Consider the following 14,542-nt stretch of genomic DNA (forward strand, 5'->3'; position numbering starts at 1 on the left):
CCATGAATGATCGTGCGAGCAAGTCTGACCTGATCGTGCTGCCGGCCATCCCGGCCAAGCGCTATTTCACGATCGGCGAGGTCAGCGAGTTGTGCGGCGTCAAACCGCACGTACTTCGCTACTGGGAGCAGGAATTTACCCAGCTTAAACCGGTCAAACGACGTGGAAACCGCCGCTATTACCAGCACCACGAGGTGTTGCTGATCCGTCGTATCCGCGAACTGTTGTACGAACAAGGCTTTACGATCAGTGGGGCGCGCAATAAACTCGATAGCCGCATCGGCGCGCTGCTGGCGCCTCCCGAGGACGACGCCGGCCCTGCGGAGACGGCGCCGCCCGAGATCGACCGCGCCCTGATCCGCAGCGAACTGCTGGCCATCCTGGCCGTGCTCAAGGGCGCAAGCTAAGTAAGTGTGCAGAAATTATTGTGATTTCTAGCGAACAGAAGCGGATGCCTTGCAAGGCGCACGCCGTGACGCAGTGCGAGCACTGCTAGCGGTGGGCAACACAGCAAGGCGCCGCTTATGGAAGCTGGAAATGACAAGAATTTATGCGCACTTACTTGGGGCGGCGGCGACGGCCCGTGGCATCTTGCAGGGGGCCGCGTGCCCCCTGTTTTTCGCGCTCCATCCGGGCGGGCCGGGCCGCGCGGAGCGTCATACGTGTTTGTACTGAACAGCCAGAGTGCTAGAATACTAACGCATGCGCAGTGCCGGGCGCGCGGTTCGCCTCGGCTCTTTCCTATGCAAGGATAATTTAAGGGAAGACAATGATACGCGTTGCCATATGTGACGATCACCAGATAGTACGTGCAGGTTTCAAACAGATCTTTTCTTCGTCACCCGACTTCGATGTCGTGGCCGAAGGGGCCACCGGGCGCGAAGCCCTCGACATCGCGCGCCGCGAAATCTGCGACGTGCTGCTGCTCGACATCGCCATGCCGGACCAGAGCGGGATCGACATCCTGCGCACCATCCGCCAGGGGCAGCCGAACCTGCCGGTGCTGATCCTGTCCGGTTATCCGGCGCAGCAATATGCGCTGAACCTGTTCAAGATGGGCGCCAACGGCTACCTCAACAAGGAATGCGAAGCCGATGAGCTCAAGACCGCGGTACGCACCGTGTTCCAGGGCCGCCGCTACGTCAGCTCCACGGTCGGCGAACTGCTGGCCCAGAGCTTCGACCGCGATCCCAACACGGCGCTGCATACCGAGTTGTCGGACCGCGAGTTCCAGGTGTTCCTGCGCCTGGCCAAGGGCGCGACCGTGTCCGACATCGGCGTGGCGCTGTCCCTGAGCATCAAGACGGTGTCGACCTACCGCACCCGGATCATGGAAAAAATGGGCTTGCAGTCGAACAGCGACCTGACCTATTACGCCATGAAGAACAACCTGCTCGACTGATCTTGCGGGCGCGCCGGCCACGCCGGACGCCTGTTTTGCCCGCCGCGCGGCCTGTCGGCACGCCCCGCCCGCGCCGGCGCGTCCCTCTCTCCTACAGTCCAGCTTGGCTGCGGCACGGCATTTCCCGGTCTATAATTTGTTTCTGCCCGGCTCTGCAGTGCGCAAAAGGATTCCCAGGATGTATTTTTCCACCGAACCAGCGGTCACCACCGGCTTGCCCTTCTATAAGACCGTGCTGTGCCTGACGTGCGTGCTCATCCTCATCATCAACGGCGTGAGCCTGTTTCACAACCTCGGCCAGCTCAAGGGCGCCAACGAGATCCAGGGCCAGACCGCCAAGGTGATCGACAAGGTCCAGTACGTCAATGTGCTGATCATGGATGCCGAAAGCAGCTTGCGCGGCTACTTCCTGTCCGGCTCCGAAGTCTACCTGGGGCCGCTGCGTACGGCCTCGTCCGAGATCGACGCCCAGTTCGCCGAGCTCGACCGCTTGCTGGCCGAGACCCCGTCCCAGCGCCGCAGCTTGGCCCAGCTGCACACCCTGGTCTACCGCAAGCTCGACACCATGAACCAGGTGCTCGACGTCTACCGCCAGGGCGGGCTCGATGACATCGTCAAGATCGCCGGTTCGTCCGACAGCAAGTCCGACATGGATGAAATCCGCCTGCAGGTGGTGATTTTGGTGCAGGAGCAAAATGAATTGCTGGCTGTTCGCAGCGCCACGTTTGCGCGCGAGTACCGGAACGCCGTGTTTTTGGGCATCAGCATCAACGCCATGGCGATCCTGGTGCTGGCCTTGTTCTACCGCCTGATCCGGCGCAGCTATTTTGCCCGCGCGACTACCCAGCGCGCGCTGGAAAGCGCCAACGACAACCTCGAATCGATGGTGGTGCTGCGTACCGAGCAATTGTCGGTGCTCTCGCGCCACCTGATCAGCGTGAGCGAAGAAGAAAAGGCGCGCCTGGCGCGCGAACTGCACGATGAACTGGGGGCCAACCTGACCTCGATCAATATCGACTTGAACGCCGTGGCCGACACCGTGCGCGCCGGTGCGCCCGAACTGGCGCTGATGCTCGACCGCGCGCGCGCCACCCTGGTCGAGACGGTCGAACTGAAGCGCCGCATCGTCGACAACCTGCGCCCCAGCCTGCTCGACCACCTGGGCCTGGCGGCCGCCGTGCAAAGTTATTGCGAGGAATTCGGGCGGGTCACCAAGCTCGACTGCGAAGCGCTGATCGACGGCGATATCGATGTCGCCAGTCCGATGCATGCGATCGCGGTGTTCCGGATCGTCCAGGAGTCGCTCAACAATATCGCCAAGTATGCGCGCGCGCGCCACGTGATCGTGCACCTGGGACGCGAAGCGGGTGGCCTGGCGCTGGAAGTGAGCGATGACGGGGTCGGCATCGACGCCGACGCCGTGGCCAAGCCGAAATCGCATGGCTTGCTGGGCATGCGCGAGCGCGCCTTGTTGCTGGGGGGGAGTTTGCGGGTGAAGCGGGGCGTGAACAACGTGGGAACCTGCGTGGAAGCGTTTATTCCGCTCTCGCGCGTGGCCGACAGCGGCGAGGCGGCGCCGCACGTCGCGGCGCCGCTGCCGTTTAGCGGGCTACATCCATCAGAAGGCGATCGTACTCAGTCTTTGCGACCTTATAGCATTCGCCGGCGTACGCTTCGAGGCCCTGGCGGTCAATCACGGTGATGTTGCCGCGACGGTATTGAATCAGGCCATCGTCCTGCAGCTTGCCGGCGGCGGCGGTAATGCTTTCGCGGCGCACGCCGAGCATGATCGAAATCAGTTCCTGGGTCACTTTCAGCTCGTTCGATGCGGAACGGTCGAGGCGGTCGAGCAGCCAGCGGCACAGCTTTTGTTCGATCGAGCTGTGACGGCCACCGACGGCGTTCTGGGCCATCTGCGCGAACAGCGCATTGGTGTAGCGCATCAGCAGCTGGGGCAGGGCGCCGCCCTGGTTGAAGGCGTCGCGCAGGTACTGGGTCTTGAGGCGGTAGCCGTAACCGGCGCTCTGGACCACGGCGCTGCACATGGCGCGTTCACCCATGAACAGCGACATGCCGACCACGCCTTCATGGCCGACCACGGCGATCTCGGTGGTGGCGCCGTCTTCCATGACGTACAGCAGGGAAACGATGGCCGTCGTCGGGAAGTAGACGTTTTCGAGCTTGCTGCCGTATTCAAACAGTTCTTTGCCGAAAGGCAGGGCGACCAGTTCCAGGTGGTCGAACAGGGTCTCGAGATCCTTGCGGGGAAGCGCGGCCAGCAATTCGTTTTGCTGGGTGCCGCTAAAGCTGACAACGGGACGGGCTGCAACTTTTAACTCTTGCGCGCTGGCAGGAATCTGGCCAACCGGCGATGTGTTCTGGGCGCTAGCACCAAGTTGAGTGTTGTTCATTTTTATTCCTCACTAGCTGAGACGGACTTCAAGGGCGCTTCACCTTCACCTGCGGCGAATCGCGATGTACGAACAGTAAAGCTTCCGTCTGTTGGCGAACATAAGACTGGCAGTCGCCCCCATGTAGGTTCAATGCATAAATTCTTGTAATCCCAGTCCTACTGGGGGAAAAGCCGATAAATTGTCATTTTACTCATGCTTTAAGGTGGGCGAACGCACAGAAGATGCACAAAACCACGTTTTTGACCTTCCCCAATCCTTGGAAGCTGCCCCCGCCATGCCTCATAATGTGAATATCGCAACTTACTGAAAGCACCGGCATGCACGTATTACTGGTCGAAGACGATGCCGTGCTGGCCGACGGCCTGACCCGCCTGCTGCAGGGACACGCGATGGTGGTCGACGTGGTGGGCAGCGGCACCCAGGCCGACCAGGTGCTGCAACGCGCCGAGGTGGCGGTGGTGGTGCTCGACATCGGCTTGCCCGGCATCGACGGTTTCGAGGTGGTGCGGCGCCTGCGCGCGCGCGGCAGCGCCGTGCCGGTGTTGCTGCTGACCGCGCGCGACGCCATCGAGGACCGCGTGCGCGGCCTGGAACTGGGCGCCGACGATTACCTGGTCAAGCCCTTCGCCACCGCCGAACTGGTGGCGCGCATCAAGGCCCTGGCGCGCCGCAACACGCCCAAGCCGGTCAGCCTGTCGCTGGGCCGCCTGACGCTCGACACCTCGTCCAAGCGCGCCCATATCGAAGGGCGCCCGGTGGAACTGTCGGTGCGCGAATGGGCCGTGCTCGAATACCTGTTGCAGCACAGCGCCCGCGTGGTGTCGAAGCAGCAGATCATCGACGCCATCCTGCCGTGGGGGGAGGATGTCAGCCTGAACGCGGTCGAGGTCTACATTTCGCGCCTGCGCATCAAGATCGCCGACGCCGGCATCAGCATCCGCACCATCCGCGGCTTCGGCTACATGCTCGAGCAGGATGTATGACCAGCATCCGGGTGCGCCTGCTGCGATGGCTGATCGTCCCGATCCTGCTCATCAACCTGGCGGGCGCGGCGCTGACCTACATGCTGGCCTGGATTCCGGCCCAGCTGGCCTTCGACCAGAGCCTGGCTGACGCCGGCGGGGCGCTGGCGGCGCGCCTGTACGGCGGCCCCGGCCAGCCGGGCATCGACTTGCCGACCCAGGCCGAGCAAGTCTTGCGCGCCGATGACGTCGACGCCCTGTACTTCATCGTGCGCACCCACGATGGCAAGGTGATTGCGGGCGACGTCGACTTTCCGCAGCTGGCCGCGCCGTCCAGCCGCGCCTACGACGACGTGATGCGTGGCGAGGAGGTGCGGGTCTCGAGCCGGATTGTCGGCAAGGGCGCGCGCGCGGTCCACATCGGGGTGGCGAAAACCATGCGCAAGCGCTTGCAGGTGCGCTCGGCCACCTTGCGCGCCCTGGTCTTGCTGGAAACCCTGTTCACCCTGGCCCTGGTCGGCCTGATCTGGATTTCGGTGACCAATGGCTTGCAGCCGCTGGCGCGCATGCGCGCCAACCTGCTGCAGCGCGACGCGACCGAGCTGGCGCCGATCGACCATGCCGGGGTGCCGCTCGAATTGACCCCGGTCACGGCCGCCTTCAATGAACTGCTCGACAAGGTGCGTTCCGGCGCCAAGGCCCAGCACGATTTCCTGGCCGATGTCGCGCACCAGCTGCGCACCCCGCTGGCCGGTATCAAGCTGCAGCTCGAATGGCTGGCGGCGCGCTACCCGGGCGAGCCCGAGACCGTCCATTCGGTGCGCCTGATGCTGCTCTCGAACGAGCGCATGATCCGCCAGACCAACCAGTTGCTGGCGCTGGCCCGGGCCGAACCGTCGCGCTTCGAGAAAACCCGGCTCGAACGGGTCGACCTGGCCGTCCTGGTCGAGCAGGTGATCCAGTATTTCGTCGACGAGGCCGGCAAGAAGCGGATCGATATCGGCTTCGAACTCAAGCGCGCCATCGTGCCCGGCAACAGCTTCCTGCTGCGCGACCTGATCGATAACCTGATCGACAACGCGGTGCGCTACACGCCGCGCGCCGGCACCGTCACGGTGCGCTGCTTCGCCGAGGACGGCGTGGCCGTGCTGCAGGTGGAAGACTCCGGGCCCGGCATCGCGCCGCACCTGCGCGGGCGCGTGTTCCAGCGCTATGTGCGGCTGGACGACAAGACCGAAGGCAGCGGCCTGGGCCTGGCGATCGTGCGCGACATCGCGCTGGCCCACAGGGCGCGCATCGATGTTGCCGCCGGCCCCGGCGGCAAGGGCACCCTGATGAGCGTGCATTTCCCGCTGATTTAGCAAAAAAACATCGGTTTACGTGCACTTGTCAGGATTTTGTCAGCCTTTCCTCAGGGAACTGCAAGGTTGGGTATTTATAATAGGCAATATCCAAGGAGCCAGTCCGCTCCCAACCTTTTGAAAGTTCATCCATGACCTATCCGGCGTTTCATGCCAGTGTGCGCAGCGCGGGCCTTGCCCGGCGCCCCGCGCCACGACGCGCACGCGGTTTCACGATGGCCGAGTTGCTCATCACCGTCGTCATCGTCGGTGTCGCCACCGCCGTCGGCTTGCCGCTCATGAAAGATTTTGTCGATGACTCGGCGGTGTCGGCCCAGGCCGAGCAACTGCTGGCCTCGGTCAACTACACCCGTTCCGAAGCGGTCAAGCGCAACGGCCGGGTCAGCATGTGCCGCAGCGCCGACGGCGCCGCCTGCGGCGGCGGCACCGCCGGCGACTGGCATGCCGGCTGGCTGGTGTTCGTCGATGGCGGCACCGTCGGCGTCAAGGATGGCGATGACGAGCTGCTGCGCGTGCAGCGCGGGGTGCCCGGCAAGGCGATGTTGACGGCCACCGGCGATGTTGCCAATTTCATTTCATACAACGGCAGCGGCCAGACCCGCACCGCCGCCAATGCCGGGCAAAACGGCACGATCTATTCCTGTCAGTCCTCGCTCACGGCCAAGCGCCGGGTGCTGGCCTTCCGCCCGGGCACGGGTTGGGTCGGGGTCACGATTGTTAATGGAGCAAGTTCATGTTCAGCTTAAGCAAGGAGAAAACAATGCGGCGCCAGCAGGGATTTTCGCTGATTGAAATTTTGATCACGATGTTGATCATGAGTGTGGGTTTGCTCGGCATTGCCGGCATCATCCTGACCAACCTGAAAAACAACCAGAGTTCCCAGGCGCGCGGCCAGGCCACGGTGCTGATCAACGACATCATCGACCGCATGCGCGCCAACCGCACCACCGCCCAGACCCTGGTGGGCGGCGTGTATCCGTATGATCTTGCCATCAACGCCCAGGCGCCGACCGACACCAGCGTGGCCTCGGTCGACCTGACCCAGTGGCGCGCGGCGGCGGCGCAGGCGATACCGAACGGCACCGGTTCGGTGAGCTACACCCCCGCCACCCGCAAGTTCGTCATTGTCGTGCAATGGGACGATTCGCGCGTCAAGGCCAGCGCCACGACGAACGGCCTGGCTGCCCAAGCAATTTCCGTGGAGACGAAGTTATGACCGGTCCTATGTACTCGCCGCCGTTCAGGTCGCCGCTCGCCGGCGCCCGCGGTTTTGGCCTGATCGAGGTGCTCGTCGCCATGACCCTGGGCCTGGTGTTGCTGGGCGGGGTAGGTTACCTGTTCATCGGCAGCAAGCAAATGTCCGTGGCCCAGAGCGATGGGGTGCGCATGAATGAATCAGTGCGCAATGCCATGGATGTCATGGGGCGGGCCTTGCGCCAGGCCGGCTACAAGCTCAACGTGGACATGCCGCTCGTGCCGGGCCCGCTGAGCGGCGCCGATGGCGGCGGTGCGGCGCAGACGGCCGGCTCGGATATCCTGATTGTGCGGCATGACCCGGCATGGACGGCGACCTCGGCGGCCACCGGCTTGCGCAGCGGATCGGAAGTCAATTGCGAAGGCGTGACGGTGGCGTCGAACAATCCGAATGCCACCGGCACCGGCGCACCCGGCCCCAATGTGGCGCAGGTGGTTTACCAGTTCCGCGTGGTGGGCACCCAGCTCAAGTGCTTCGCGACCGACAACCAGGCGGTCAACCTCACCGGCGGCGTGGTGGTGGCCGAAAATGTCGAAAACATGCAGGTGTCTTACGGGATCGGCAGCGGCAACGAAGTCGTCACTTCCTATGTCAACAATCCGACCCAGGCCGAATATGGCCAGGTTTCGGCGGTACGGATCACCCTGCTGGTGCGCGGTCCTTCCACCAAGGGCGTGGTCGGGGTGCAATCGATCAATTTCAACGGCGGCGTTCTGGCCATTGCCGATGGCCGTCTGCGCAGTGTCGCTACCAGCACCTTCATGGTGCGCAACCAGACAAGGTGGGATTAATGAGAACAAATAACACGCGGCGCACGCACGCCTCGCAACAGGGCGCGGTGCTCGTCAGCGGCCTGATTTTCCTGGTGGTGCTGACCATGTTCGTGCTCGCGCTGGTACGTGGCGGCACGCTCGAAGAACGCCTGGCGCGCAACTCGCGCGACCAGCAAGTGGCGCGCGAAGCGGCTGAAACGATGCTGCGCTTTGCCGAAGAAACGGTGTTCAACCAGGCCCCGTTCGACCCGTTCGACAGCACCCAGTTCAGCGTGGCGTGCACAAACGCGCGCTGCCGCAACCAGGTGGAAGCCGACAATTTCCTCACCGTCAATTGGAAGGACGACAAGGTGACGTCCAGCTTCATCAACGCCGTCGATCACACCAAACTGACGGTGCAGCCGCGTTACATCATTGAATTGATCAAGGCGCCCGAATTTATCAATTCGGACACGCCATGCTCGCCCGGGATCGCCAAAGTGACGGCGCGCGCGACGGGCAATGGCGGTGCGGTCGCGATCGTGCAATCGACCTACCGTTTTCGTGTTTTCAGCAAAATTTGCGACTAGTGCAGTACTCACAACCGTCGGAGAATCATCATGCAACTAAGAACTAAATTACTAGCGGGTGCAAGCCTGGTGGGCCTGGCTGTCGCCGCGCTCGTCGCGGTGAACGCGGCCGACCGGTTTGAGCCGACGCAGCAGCCGGTCGGTTACATCGGTCGCCCAACGCCGTCGAACATCGATGTCTCGAACGGCACCGAAAAGATGTTTTCGATCGACTATAATTCCTTCGATTGGAGCGGCAATCTGCACGCTTACCCGATCACCAAAACCGGTTCCATCGGCACCGTCGATTCCTGGACCGGCGGCGCCGGCACCAAGATCCGTGCCCAGAGCGCGACACAGCGCATCATCGTCACCCGTAACGACGCCAGCGGCGCGGCCGGCATCCCGTTCCGCTGGGCCAGTCTGGCCAAGGGCGACACCGGACACCGCGCGCTGCTCGACAAGCCTGCCATGGATGCGACCAGTTCGGACATCCTCGACTATGTGCGCGGCGATTCGGCCAAGGAGATCAAGAACGGCGGCACCCTGCGTACGCGTTACAGCGGCTTGGGCGACATCATCCACTCGACCCCGGTTTACCATGACGACGGCACGAATAAAACCGTGTTTGTTGGCGCCAACGATGGAATGTTGCACGCAATCAACGCGGCCGACGGCACCGAGCGTTTCGCCTATATTCCCGGCGCAGTCATGGGCGAGCTGGCGAAGCTGGCGAGTAAAGACTATACCCACCGCTATTACGTCGATGGCGGCATTGCCTTGCGCACCATGGACAAGCAGACGATTCTGGTCGGCGCGCTGGGCGGGGGCGGCAAAGCCCTGTTCGCGCTCGATGTGACCAGCATGCCCACGGATGAGGCCTCTGCCGCGTCGAAGGTCATGTGGGAAGTAAACAACCAGAAAGCCGGTTTCGAGGACCTGGGCTACACCTACAGTGCCCCGGTCCTGGCCAGGGTCAAGCCCAACGCCACCGACGCCGCCATCCCGGTGGTGGTGGTCGGCAATGGCTACAACAGCGACCATCCGAGCGCCACCGGTCATGCCGTTCTCTACGTGATGAACGCCAAGACCGGTGCCATTATCCGCACGATCGACACTGGCGTGGGCGCCAAGGCGACTCCGAACGGCCTGTCCTCGCCTTCCGTGCGCGACACCGATAACGACGGTTACAGCGACACCGCGTTTGCCGGCGATATCGAAGGCAATATGTGGAAGTTCGACCTGGTCAACGGCGGTACGCCGAAGAAACTGCATGCGGGAGGCACCGCCGCGCGCGCCATCACCATGGCGCCGGCCCTGGCGGCCCATCCGGCTGGCGGCACGATGGTACTGTTCGTCACCGGGCGCCTCCTGACGCCGACCGATATGGTCTTGAGCCCGGCCGATACGACCAATCCGCACTATGCGTATGGCGTGTGGGACCTTGCCGACGTCACCAAGGCAAGCTACGTCGAGCAGACCTTGAGCGAGTTGGAGTATCAGCCGACGGGTGCGAAATTGCGGGTTCGCAGCGTGACCAATAAACCATTGAACTACTCGAATGATGTCAACAAGGGCTGGCAAGTCGCCTTGCCCCCGGGCGAACGCGTGGTGGGCAATGGCGCCTACGTGAACGGCAATGTGTTCCAGTTCTTCAGCACCAACCCGACCGTCACGCCGACTATCAAACCGCCGGGCGAGAACTGGTGGATGCAATTGAACTACCTGACCGGTGGCGACACCCGCGCGGTGGTATTCGACTTGAACGACGACCGCAAATTTACCGCCGACGACCTGATCGATGTGACCGTGGGGACCACCACCACCACCATGTACCCGGTCGGACGCCACATGGGCGGCGGCGTGCGTTCGCAACTGGTTGGCGTAGCGGCCGGCGGCGTTGACGTATTCCAGGCAAGTTTCGACCGCAATGGCGCGGCCACGCCACCGATCATTACCGAAGTCGATCCGATCGTCATGAAGGGTGAGCGCGGCGTGTCCGGCGGCCACTTCGATACCGACTTTTTCTGCTACACCCTGTGCGGCGGCGCCCAGAGCAACGATAAAGGTACGGCGCAGTACGGCTATCTGAAAGTCGCTGGCGGTTACTACGGCTTAGGTCGCGCCTCCGACACGGCGTCGGTGGGTGCCAAGCTCAATTACATTCACGTGCATGAATACGATGATATCTACGATGTCACCGGCATCAGCATGATCAATCCGAGCCAGGATCTGCAGCGTCTGCACAAGGCGTTCAGCGCCACCAGCACGAGCACCACGTACTCGGTCGATACGCCAGGTTATAAGGCGACGAAGACGTATCCGTCCAGCGCCATAGTGACGGCCGGCCCGACCAAAACCGAGACCCTGGTGAACTCCGACAATCAGAAAAACCAGATCAGTTACAACGCCGATACGGCCTACGAGTATGTGTCGGGACCGGTACCGGCTCTGGTTGGCGGTAAGTTTGCCATGGTGACGACGAGAAAATACACATCGACCGTGGTGTTGAACAACTACAGCTTCGCGCCTTCCGGCAACAGCAAGTATCCGTACAAACAAACCCGCGAGAGGATCGAGAAATCGTGGGACACCGTCGTAACGGAGAACGTGTTCGCGGAGAACAAGGAGTTCAAGTTGTTGATGGCAAACCAGGAAAATTCGCCGGCAATCAACTTCAATGTCCTCGGTGCGCTGGTGGCGGGCAAGCAGGCGGAGTATAACGGCAGGGTCACCGGATTCCAGACTGAGGACAATTTGAAAGTGTCTGAAATGACGAAATATTCGATGGCGACCGTGAAAGAGATGATGTGGTCGATGCCCTTGAATGCGTTTAACGTCAAGGAATGGGTGCCGGGTCCGGTCCGTACCGGCGTCCATCCGATGAGTCCAGTCTGCGCCGGTATCAGCGTGGCTGAGCCGCGCGAGGGCAAGGATAAGTCCTGGCGCAATGGCGCGCTGACGCTGCAAGTGGTCTCGGCCAACATTACCCAGGACGACATCCAGATGAATGTGCCTGGCCAGCCGGCGCTCGGCTACCGCCTCAAGTCAACCAGCTACGGCGAAAGCAAAGGCAAGCTGATTGCGGAGTACCTGATCTATTGGCACCATCCAATCGTTACCTGCATGACCGATGCCGGCTTTACGATGGCGCCGGAAAAGACCGACAAAATCGTGGGCGCCGTCGCCGTGGCCGCCAGTCCGGCGCAGGGCTCGAAAGATCCGCACGGTGTATTCGTTCCAGGCACCGGTGAAACACCGTCGACGATTCCACCGCCTCCGGAGAATACCGTGATCAAGAACGACAACGGCAGCATCACCACGATCGTCTGGCGGCATGAGGCGTCGGGGCCGGATGGCGGCTACATCCGCACGGGCACGCAGACGATTTCGTGGCCGAATGGCGGTCCTGGCACGGGAAGCGGTGGCGAGGCGCCTGGCGCGTCGGACGGTGGTGGCATCCTGGTCGGTGGCGAGCAGGTCCCGCCTGCCAAAGCATGCAAGGACGATTGCGAGCAGGTCGATAAAGATGGCGGCAATGCACAGTCGCCCAACATTGGCCGCATCAACTGGCGGGAGCTGCAGCGATGATGGCAACAGCACGCATGATGCCGGGGCGTCGCCGCTCCGGCGGCTTCACCCTGATCGAGTTGATCGTGGCGTGCGCCGTGGTGGGCATCTTGTCCGCCATTGCGTACCCGTCATATACCCAGTACGTGTATTCCTCGCACAGGTCGACCGCCAAGGCCATCCTGAGCGAGCAAGCGCAGTTCATGGAGCGCTACTACACGACCAATTCGACCTATGTGGGTGCGACGGTCTTGGCAGCGCAGTCGCCGAAAACGGGGCAAGCCAAGTATGTGATCGCGCTCACCCCGGTAGCGACAGCGACCACGTTCAGCGTGACCGCCACGCCGCAGGGGCAGCAGGCCAACGATAAATGCGGCGTGCTGACGCTCGACAGCACCGGCTTGACCAAGGTCAGTACCACCGCCACCGGCTGCTGGTAAGCCAGCGGCAGGCGGCAGTAACAGGCGCGGCTCCCCGCCGCGCCTGAATCAGTTCACACGAGCAGGGCAAGTATCGGTAAAATCGTGGGTTTTGTGCGAGGCCATGTTATGGCTGAGAATATGGCCAACGATACCGATACTTCCCTTCCCGCTTCAGACCTTCCCGATTCCGACACGCCCGCACCCGGCGCGACGCTCGCCCCGGCGGCGATTGCCCGCGAAGTGGCGCGCCGTCGTACCTTCGGCATCATTTCCCACCCCGACGCAGGCAAGACCACGCTGACCGAAAAGCTGTTGCTGTTTTCGGGCGCGATCCAGATGGCCGGCACGGTCAAGGCCCGCAAAAGCGGCCGTCACGCCACCTCCGACTGGATGGAGATCGAAAAGCAGCGCGGCATTTCCGTGGCCAGCTCGGTGATGCAGTTCGAGCACCGCGACCACGTCATCAACCTGCTCGACACCCCCGGCCACCAGGACTTTTCGGAAGATACCTATCGTGTGCTCACGGCGGTCGACTCGGCCCTGATGGTGATCGACGCGGCCAAGGGCGTCGAAGCGCAGACCATCAAGCTGCTGGCGGTGTGCCGCATGCGCAACACCCCGATCGTCACCTTCATGAACAAGATGGACCGCGAAACGCGCGATCCGCTCGACCTGCTCGACGAACTCGAATCGGTCCTGAAAATCCAGTGCGCCCCGGTGACCTGGCCGATCGGCATGGGCAAGAACTTCCGCGGCGTGTACCACCTGCTGCGCGACGAAATCATGCTGTTCAAGGCCGGCGAAGAAAAGGCCGACGGCGCCTTCGAGATCGTCAAGGGCATCGACAATCCGAAGCTGGCGGCCATGTTCCCGCTCGAAATCGAGCAGCTGAAAATGGAAGTGGAGCTGGTGCACGGCGCCTCGCACCCGTTCGACCTGGATCAGTTCCTGGCCGGCGTGCAGACCCCGGTGTTTTTCGGTTCGGCGATCAACAACTTCGGCGTGCGCGAAATTCTCTCGGCGCTGGTCGACTGGGCCCCGGCTCCGCGCGAGCGCGACGCCACGGTGCGCGTGGTGGGCCCGGGCGAACAGCCGTTTTCCGGTTTCGTCTTCAAGATCCAGGCCAATATGGACCCGGCCCACCGCGATCGCATCGCGTTCCTGCGCGTGTGCTCGGGACGCTTCGAGCGCGGCATGAAGATCAAGCACCTGCGCCTGGGGCGCGACATCAAGGTCTCGTCGGTGGTCACCTTCATGGCGTCCTCGCGCGAACAGGTCGAGGAAGCCTATGCCGGCGACATCATCGGCTTGCCGAACCACGGCAACATGCAGATCGGCGACAGCTTCTCGGAAGGCGAGATGCTGCAATTTACCGGCATTCCGTATTTTGCCCCGGACTTCTTCCGCTCGGTGCGCATCCGCAATCCGCTCAAGATCAAGCAGTTGCACAAAGGCTTGCAGCAACTGGGCGAAGAGGGCGCGGTGCAAGTCTTCAAGCCGGTCCAGGGCGGCGAGCTGGTACTCGGCGCGGTCGGGGTGCTGCAGTTCGAAGTGGTGGCCAGCCGCCTGCTCAACGAGTACGGCGTCGACGCCGTGTTCGAAGGCACCAGCATCAGCAGCGCGCGCTGGGTCAGCGGCGAAGACAAGCGCATCCTGTCCGACTTCGAAGCGGCGCTCGGCCACAACGTCGCCTACGATGCGGCCGGCAACATGGCGTACCTGGCCACGTCCAACGTCAACCTGCGCCTGACCGAAGAGCGCTGGCCCAAGCTGACCTTCCACGCCACGCGCGAACACGCCGTCAAGCTGGCCTAAGCCGCCTGCCGGCGGCTACC

13 protein-coding genes are annotated in these 14,542 nt (G+C 62.7%); 12 read left to right on the forward strand and 1 reads right to left on the reverse strand.

What is annotated here, in order from left to right; genetic code table 11:
- The first annotated feature begins 2 nt into the window (after window positions 1-2).
- The 3 genes from F0185_RS19475 (at window position 3) to F0185_RS19485 (ending at window position 3,104) form a co-directional block, all read left to right on the forward strand.
- Entirely contained in the window at window positions 3-407 is a 405-nt protein-coding gene (locus tag F0185_RS19475) for a MerR family transcriptional regulator (protein WP_167227194.1), read from the forward strand.
- A 362-nt stretch (window positions 408-769) separates the two neighbouring features.
- Window positions 770-1,402, forward strand: a complete 633-nt coding sequence (locus F0185_RS19480) for a response regulator transcription factor (RefSeq protein ID WP_054262954.1) — start codon at window positions 770-772, stop codon at window positions 1,400-1,402.
- Between the two features lie 178 nt (window positions 1,403-1,580).
- The gene (locus F0185_RS19485; RefSeq protein ID WP_167227196.1) at window positions 1,581-3,104 is read left to right on the forward strand and encodes a CHASE3 domain-containing protein; all 1,524 of its coding nucleotides are present in this window, start codon (window positions 1,581-1,583) and stop codon (window positions 3,102-3,104) included.
- Here F0185_RS19485 and F0185_RS19490 read toward each other — a convergent pair.
- Window positions 3,004-3,813, reverse strand: a complete 810-nt coding sequence (locus tag F0185_RS19490; RefSeq protein WP_167227198.1) for a Crp/Fnr family transcriptional regulator — start codon at window positions 3,811-3,813, stop codon at window positions 3,004-3,006. The two genes, F0185_RS19485 and F0185_RS19490, sit on opposite strands and share 101 nt — an antisense overlap.
- Window positions 3,814-4,133: 320 nt before the next feature.
- On the opposite strand from F0185_RS19490, the gene F0185_RS19495 reads away from it, so the two are divergent.
- The 9 genes from F0185_RS19495 (at window position 4,134) to F0185_RS19535 (ending at window position 14,522) form a co-directional block, all read left to right on the forward strand.
- Window positions 4,134-4,799 carry a response regulator transcription factor gene (locus tag F0185_RS19495; RefSeq protein WP_167227200.1) on the forward strand — a complete coding sequence of 222 codons (666 nt, stop codon included), beginning with the start codon at window positions 4,134-4,136 and terminating at the stop codon, window positions 4,797-4,799.
- Window positions 4,796-6,139, forward strand: a complete 1,344-nt coding sequence (locus F0185_RS19500) for a sensor histidine kinase (RefSeq protein WP_167227202.1) — start codon at window positions 4,796-4,798, stop codon at window positions 6,137-6,139. The genes F0185_RS19495 and F0185_RS19500 overlap by 4 nt, the downstream gene beginning before the upstream one ends.
- A gap of 131 nt (window positions 6,140-6,270) precedes the next feature.
- On the forward strand, window positions 6,271-6,885 hold the full coding sequence (locus F0185_RS19505) for a GspH/FimT family pseudopilin (protein ID WP_167227204.1): 615 nt from the start codon (window positions 6,271-6,273) through the stop codon (window positions 6,883-6,885).
- Window positions 6,873-7,355: a type IV pilus modification protein PilV gene (pilV, locus tag F0185_RS19510; protein WP_223164538.1), complete on the forward strand. Its 483-nt coding sequence runs from the start codon at window positions 6,873-6,875 to the stop codon at window positions 7,353-7,355. Before F0185_RS19505 ends, pilV begins: the two co-directional genes overlap by 13 nt.
- On the forward strand, window positions 7,352-8,185 hold the full coding sequence (locus F0185_RS19515) for a PilW family protein (protein ID WP_167227350.1): 834 nt from the start codon (window positions 7,352-7,354) through the stop codon (window positions 8,183-8,185). Before pilV ends, F0185_RS19515 begins: the two co-directional genes overlap by 4 nt.
- The gene (locus tag F0185_RS19520; RefSeq protein WP_167227206.1) at window positions 8,185-8,736 is read left to right on the forward strand and encodes a pilus assembly PilX family protein; all 552 of its coding nucleotides are present in this window, start codon (window positions 8,185-8,187) and stop codon (window positions 8,734-8,736) included. Before F0185_RS19515 ends, F0185_RS19520 begins: the two co-directional genes overlap by 1 nt.
- 30 nt (window positions 8,737-8,766) lie before the next feature.
- A complete protein-coding gene (locus F0185_RS19525) occupies window positions 8,767-12,306 on the forward strand; it encodes a pilus assembly protein (protein WP_167227208.1) in 3,540 nt (1,179 codons plus the stop codon).
- Entirely contained in the window at window positions 12,303-12,725 is a 423-nt protein-coding gene (locus tag F0185_RS19530; RefSeq protein ID WP_167227210.1) for a type IV pilin protein, read from the forward strand. The genes F0185_RS19525 and F0185_RS19530 overlap by 4 nt, the downstream gene beginning before the upstream one ends.
- 120 nt (window positions 12,726-12,845) lie before the next feature.
- Window positions 12,846-14,522, forward strand: coding sequence for a peptide chain release factor 3 (locus F0185_RS19535; protein WP_167227352.1), 1,677 nt, complete (start codon window positions 12,846-12,848; stop codon window positions 14,520-14,522).
- The last annotated feature ends 20 nt before the right edge of the window (window positions 14,523-14,542 follow it).

This window comes from Massilia rubra (genome assembly GCF_011682065.1).
Lineage (GTDB): Bacteria > Pseudomonadota > Gammaproteobacteria > Burkholderiales > Burkholderiaceae_D > Telluria_A > Telluria_A rubra.

Bases quoted from the DNA above. Each gene is read 5' to 3' on its own strand.
- F0185_RS19525 (WP_167227208.1), top strand. From the start codon at position 8,767: ATGCAACTAAGAACTAAATTACTAGCGGGTGCAAGCCTGGTGGGCCTG.
- F0185_RS19515 (WP_167227350.1), top strand. From the start codon at position 7,352: ATGACCGGTCCTATGTACTCGCCGCCGTTCAGGTCGCCGCTCGCCGGC.
- F0185_RS19520 (WP_167227206.1), top strand. From the start codon at position 8,185: ATGAGAACAAATAACACGCGGCGCACGCACGCCTCGCAACAGGGCGCG.
- F0185_RS19500 (WP_167227202.1), top strand. From the start codon at position 4,796: ATGACCAGCATCCGGGTGCGCCTGCTGCGATGGCTGATCGTCCCGATC.
- F0185_RS19495 (WP_167227200.1), top strand. From the start codon at position 4,134: ATGCACGTATTACTGGTCGAAGACGATGCCGTGCTGGCCGACGGCCTG.
- F0185_RS19490 (WP_167227198.1), bottom strand. From the start codon at position 3,813: ATGAACAACACTCAACTTGGTGCTAGCGCCCAGAACACATCGCCGGTT.
- F0185_RS19485 (WP_167227196.1), top strand. From the start codon at position 1,581: ATGTATTTTTCCACCGAACCAGCGGTCACCACCGGCTTGCCCTTCTAT.
- F0185_RS19480 (WP_054262954.1), top strand. From the start codon at position 770: ATGATACGCGTTGCCATATGTGACGATCACCAGATAGTACGTGCAGGT.
- pilV (WP_223164538.1), top strand. From the start codon at position 6,873: ATGTTCAGCTTAAGCAAGGAGAAAACAATGCGGCGCCAGCAGGGATTT.
- F0185_RS19530 (WP_167227210.1), top strand. From the start codon at position 12,303: ATGATGGCAACAGCACGCATGATGCCGGGGCGTCGCCGCTCCGGCGGC.
- F0185_RS19505 (WP_167227204.1), top strand. From the start codon at position 6,271: ATGACCTATCCGGCGTTTCATGCCAGTGTGCGCAGCGCGGGCCTTGCC.
- F0185_RS19475 (WP_167227194.1), top strand. From the start codon at position 3: ATGAATGATCGTGCGAGCAAGTCTGACCTGATCGTGCTGCCGGCCATC.
- F0185_RS19535 (WP_167227352.1), top strand. From the start codon at position 12,846: ATGGCCAACGATACCGATACTTCCCTTCCCGCTTCAGACCTTCCCGAT.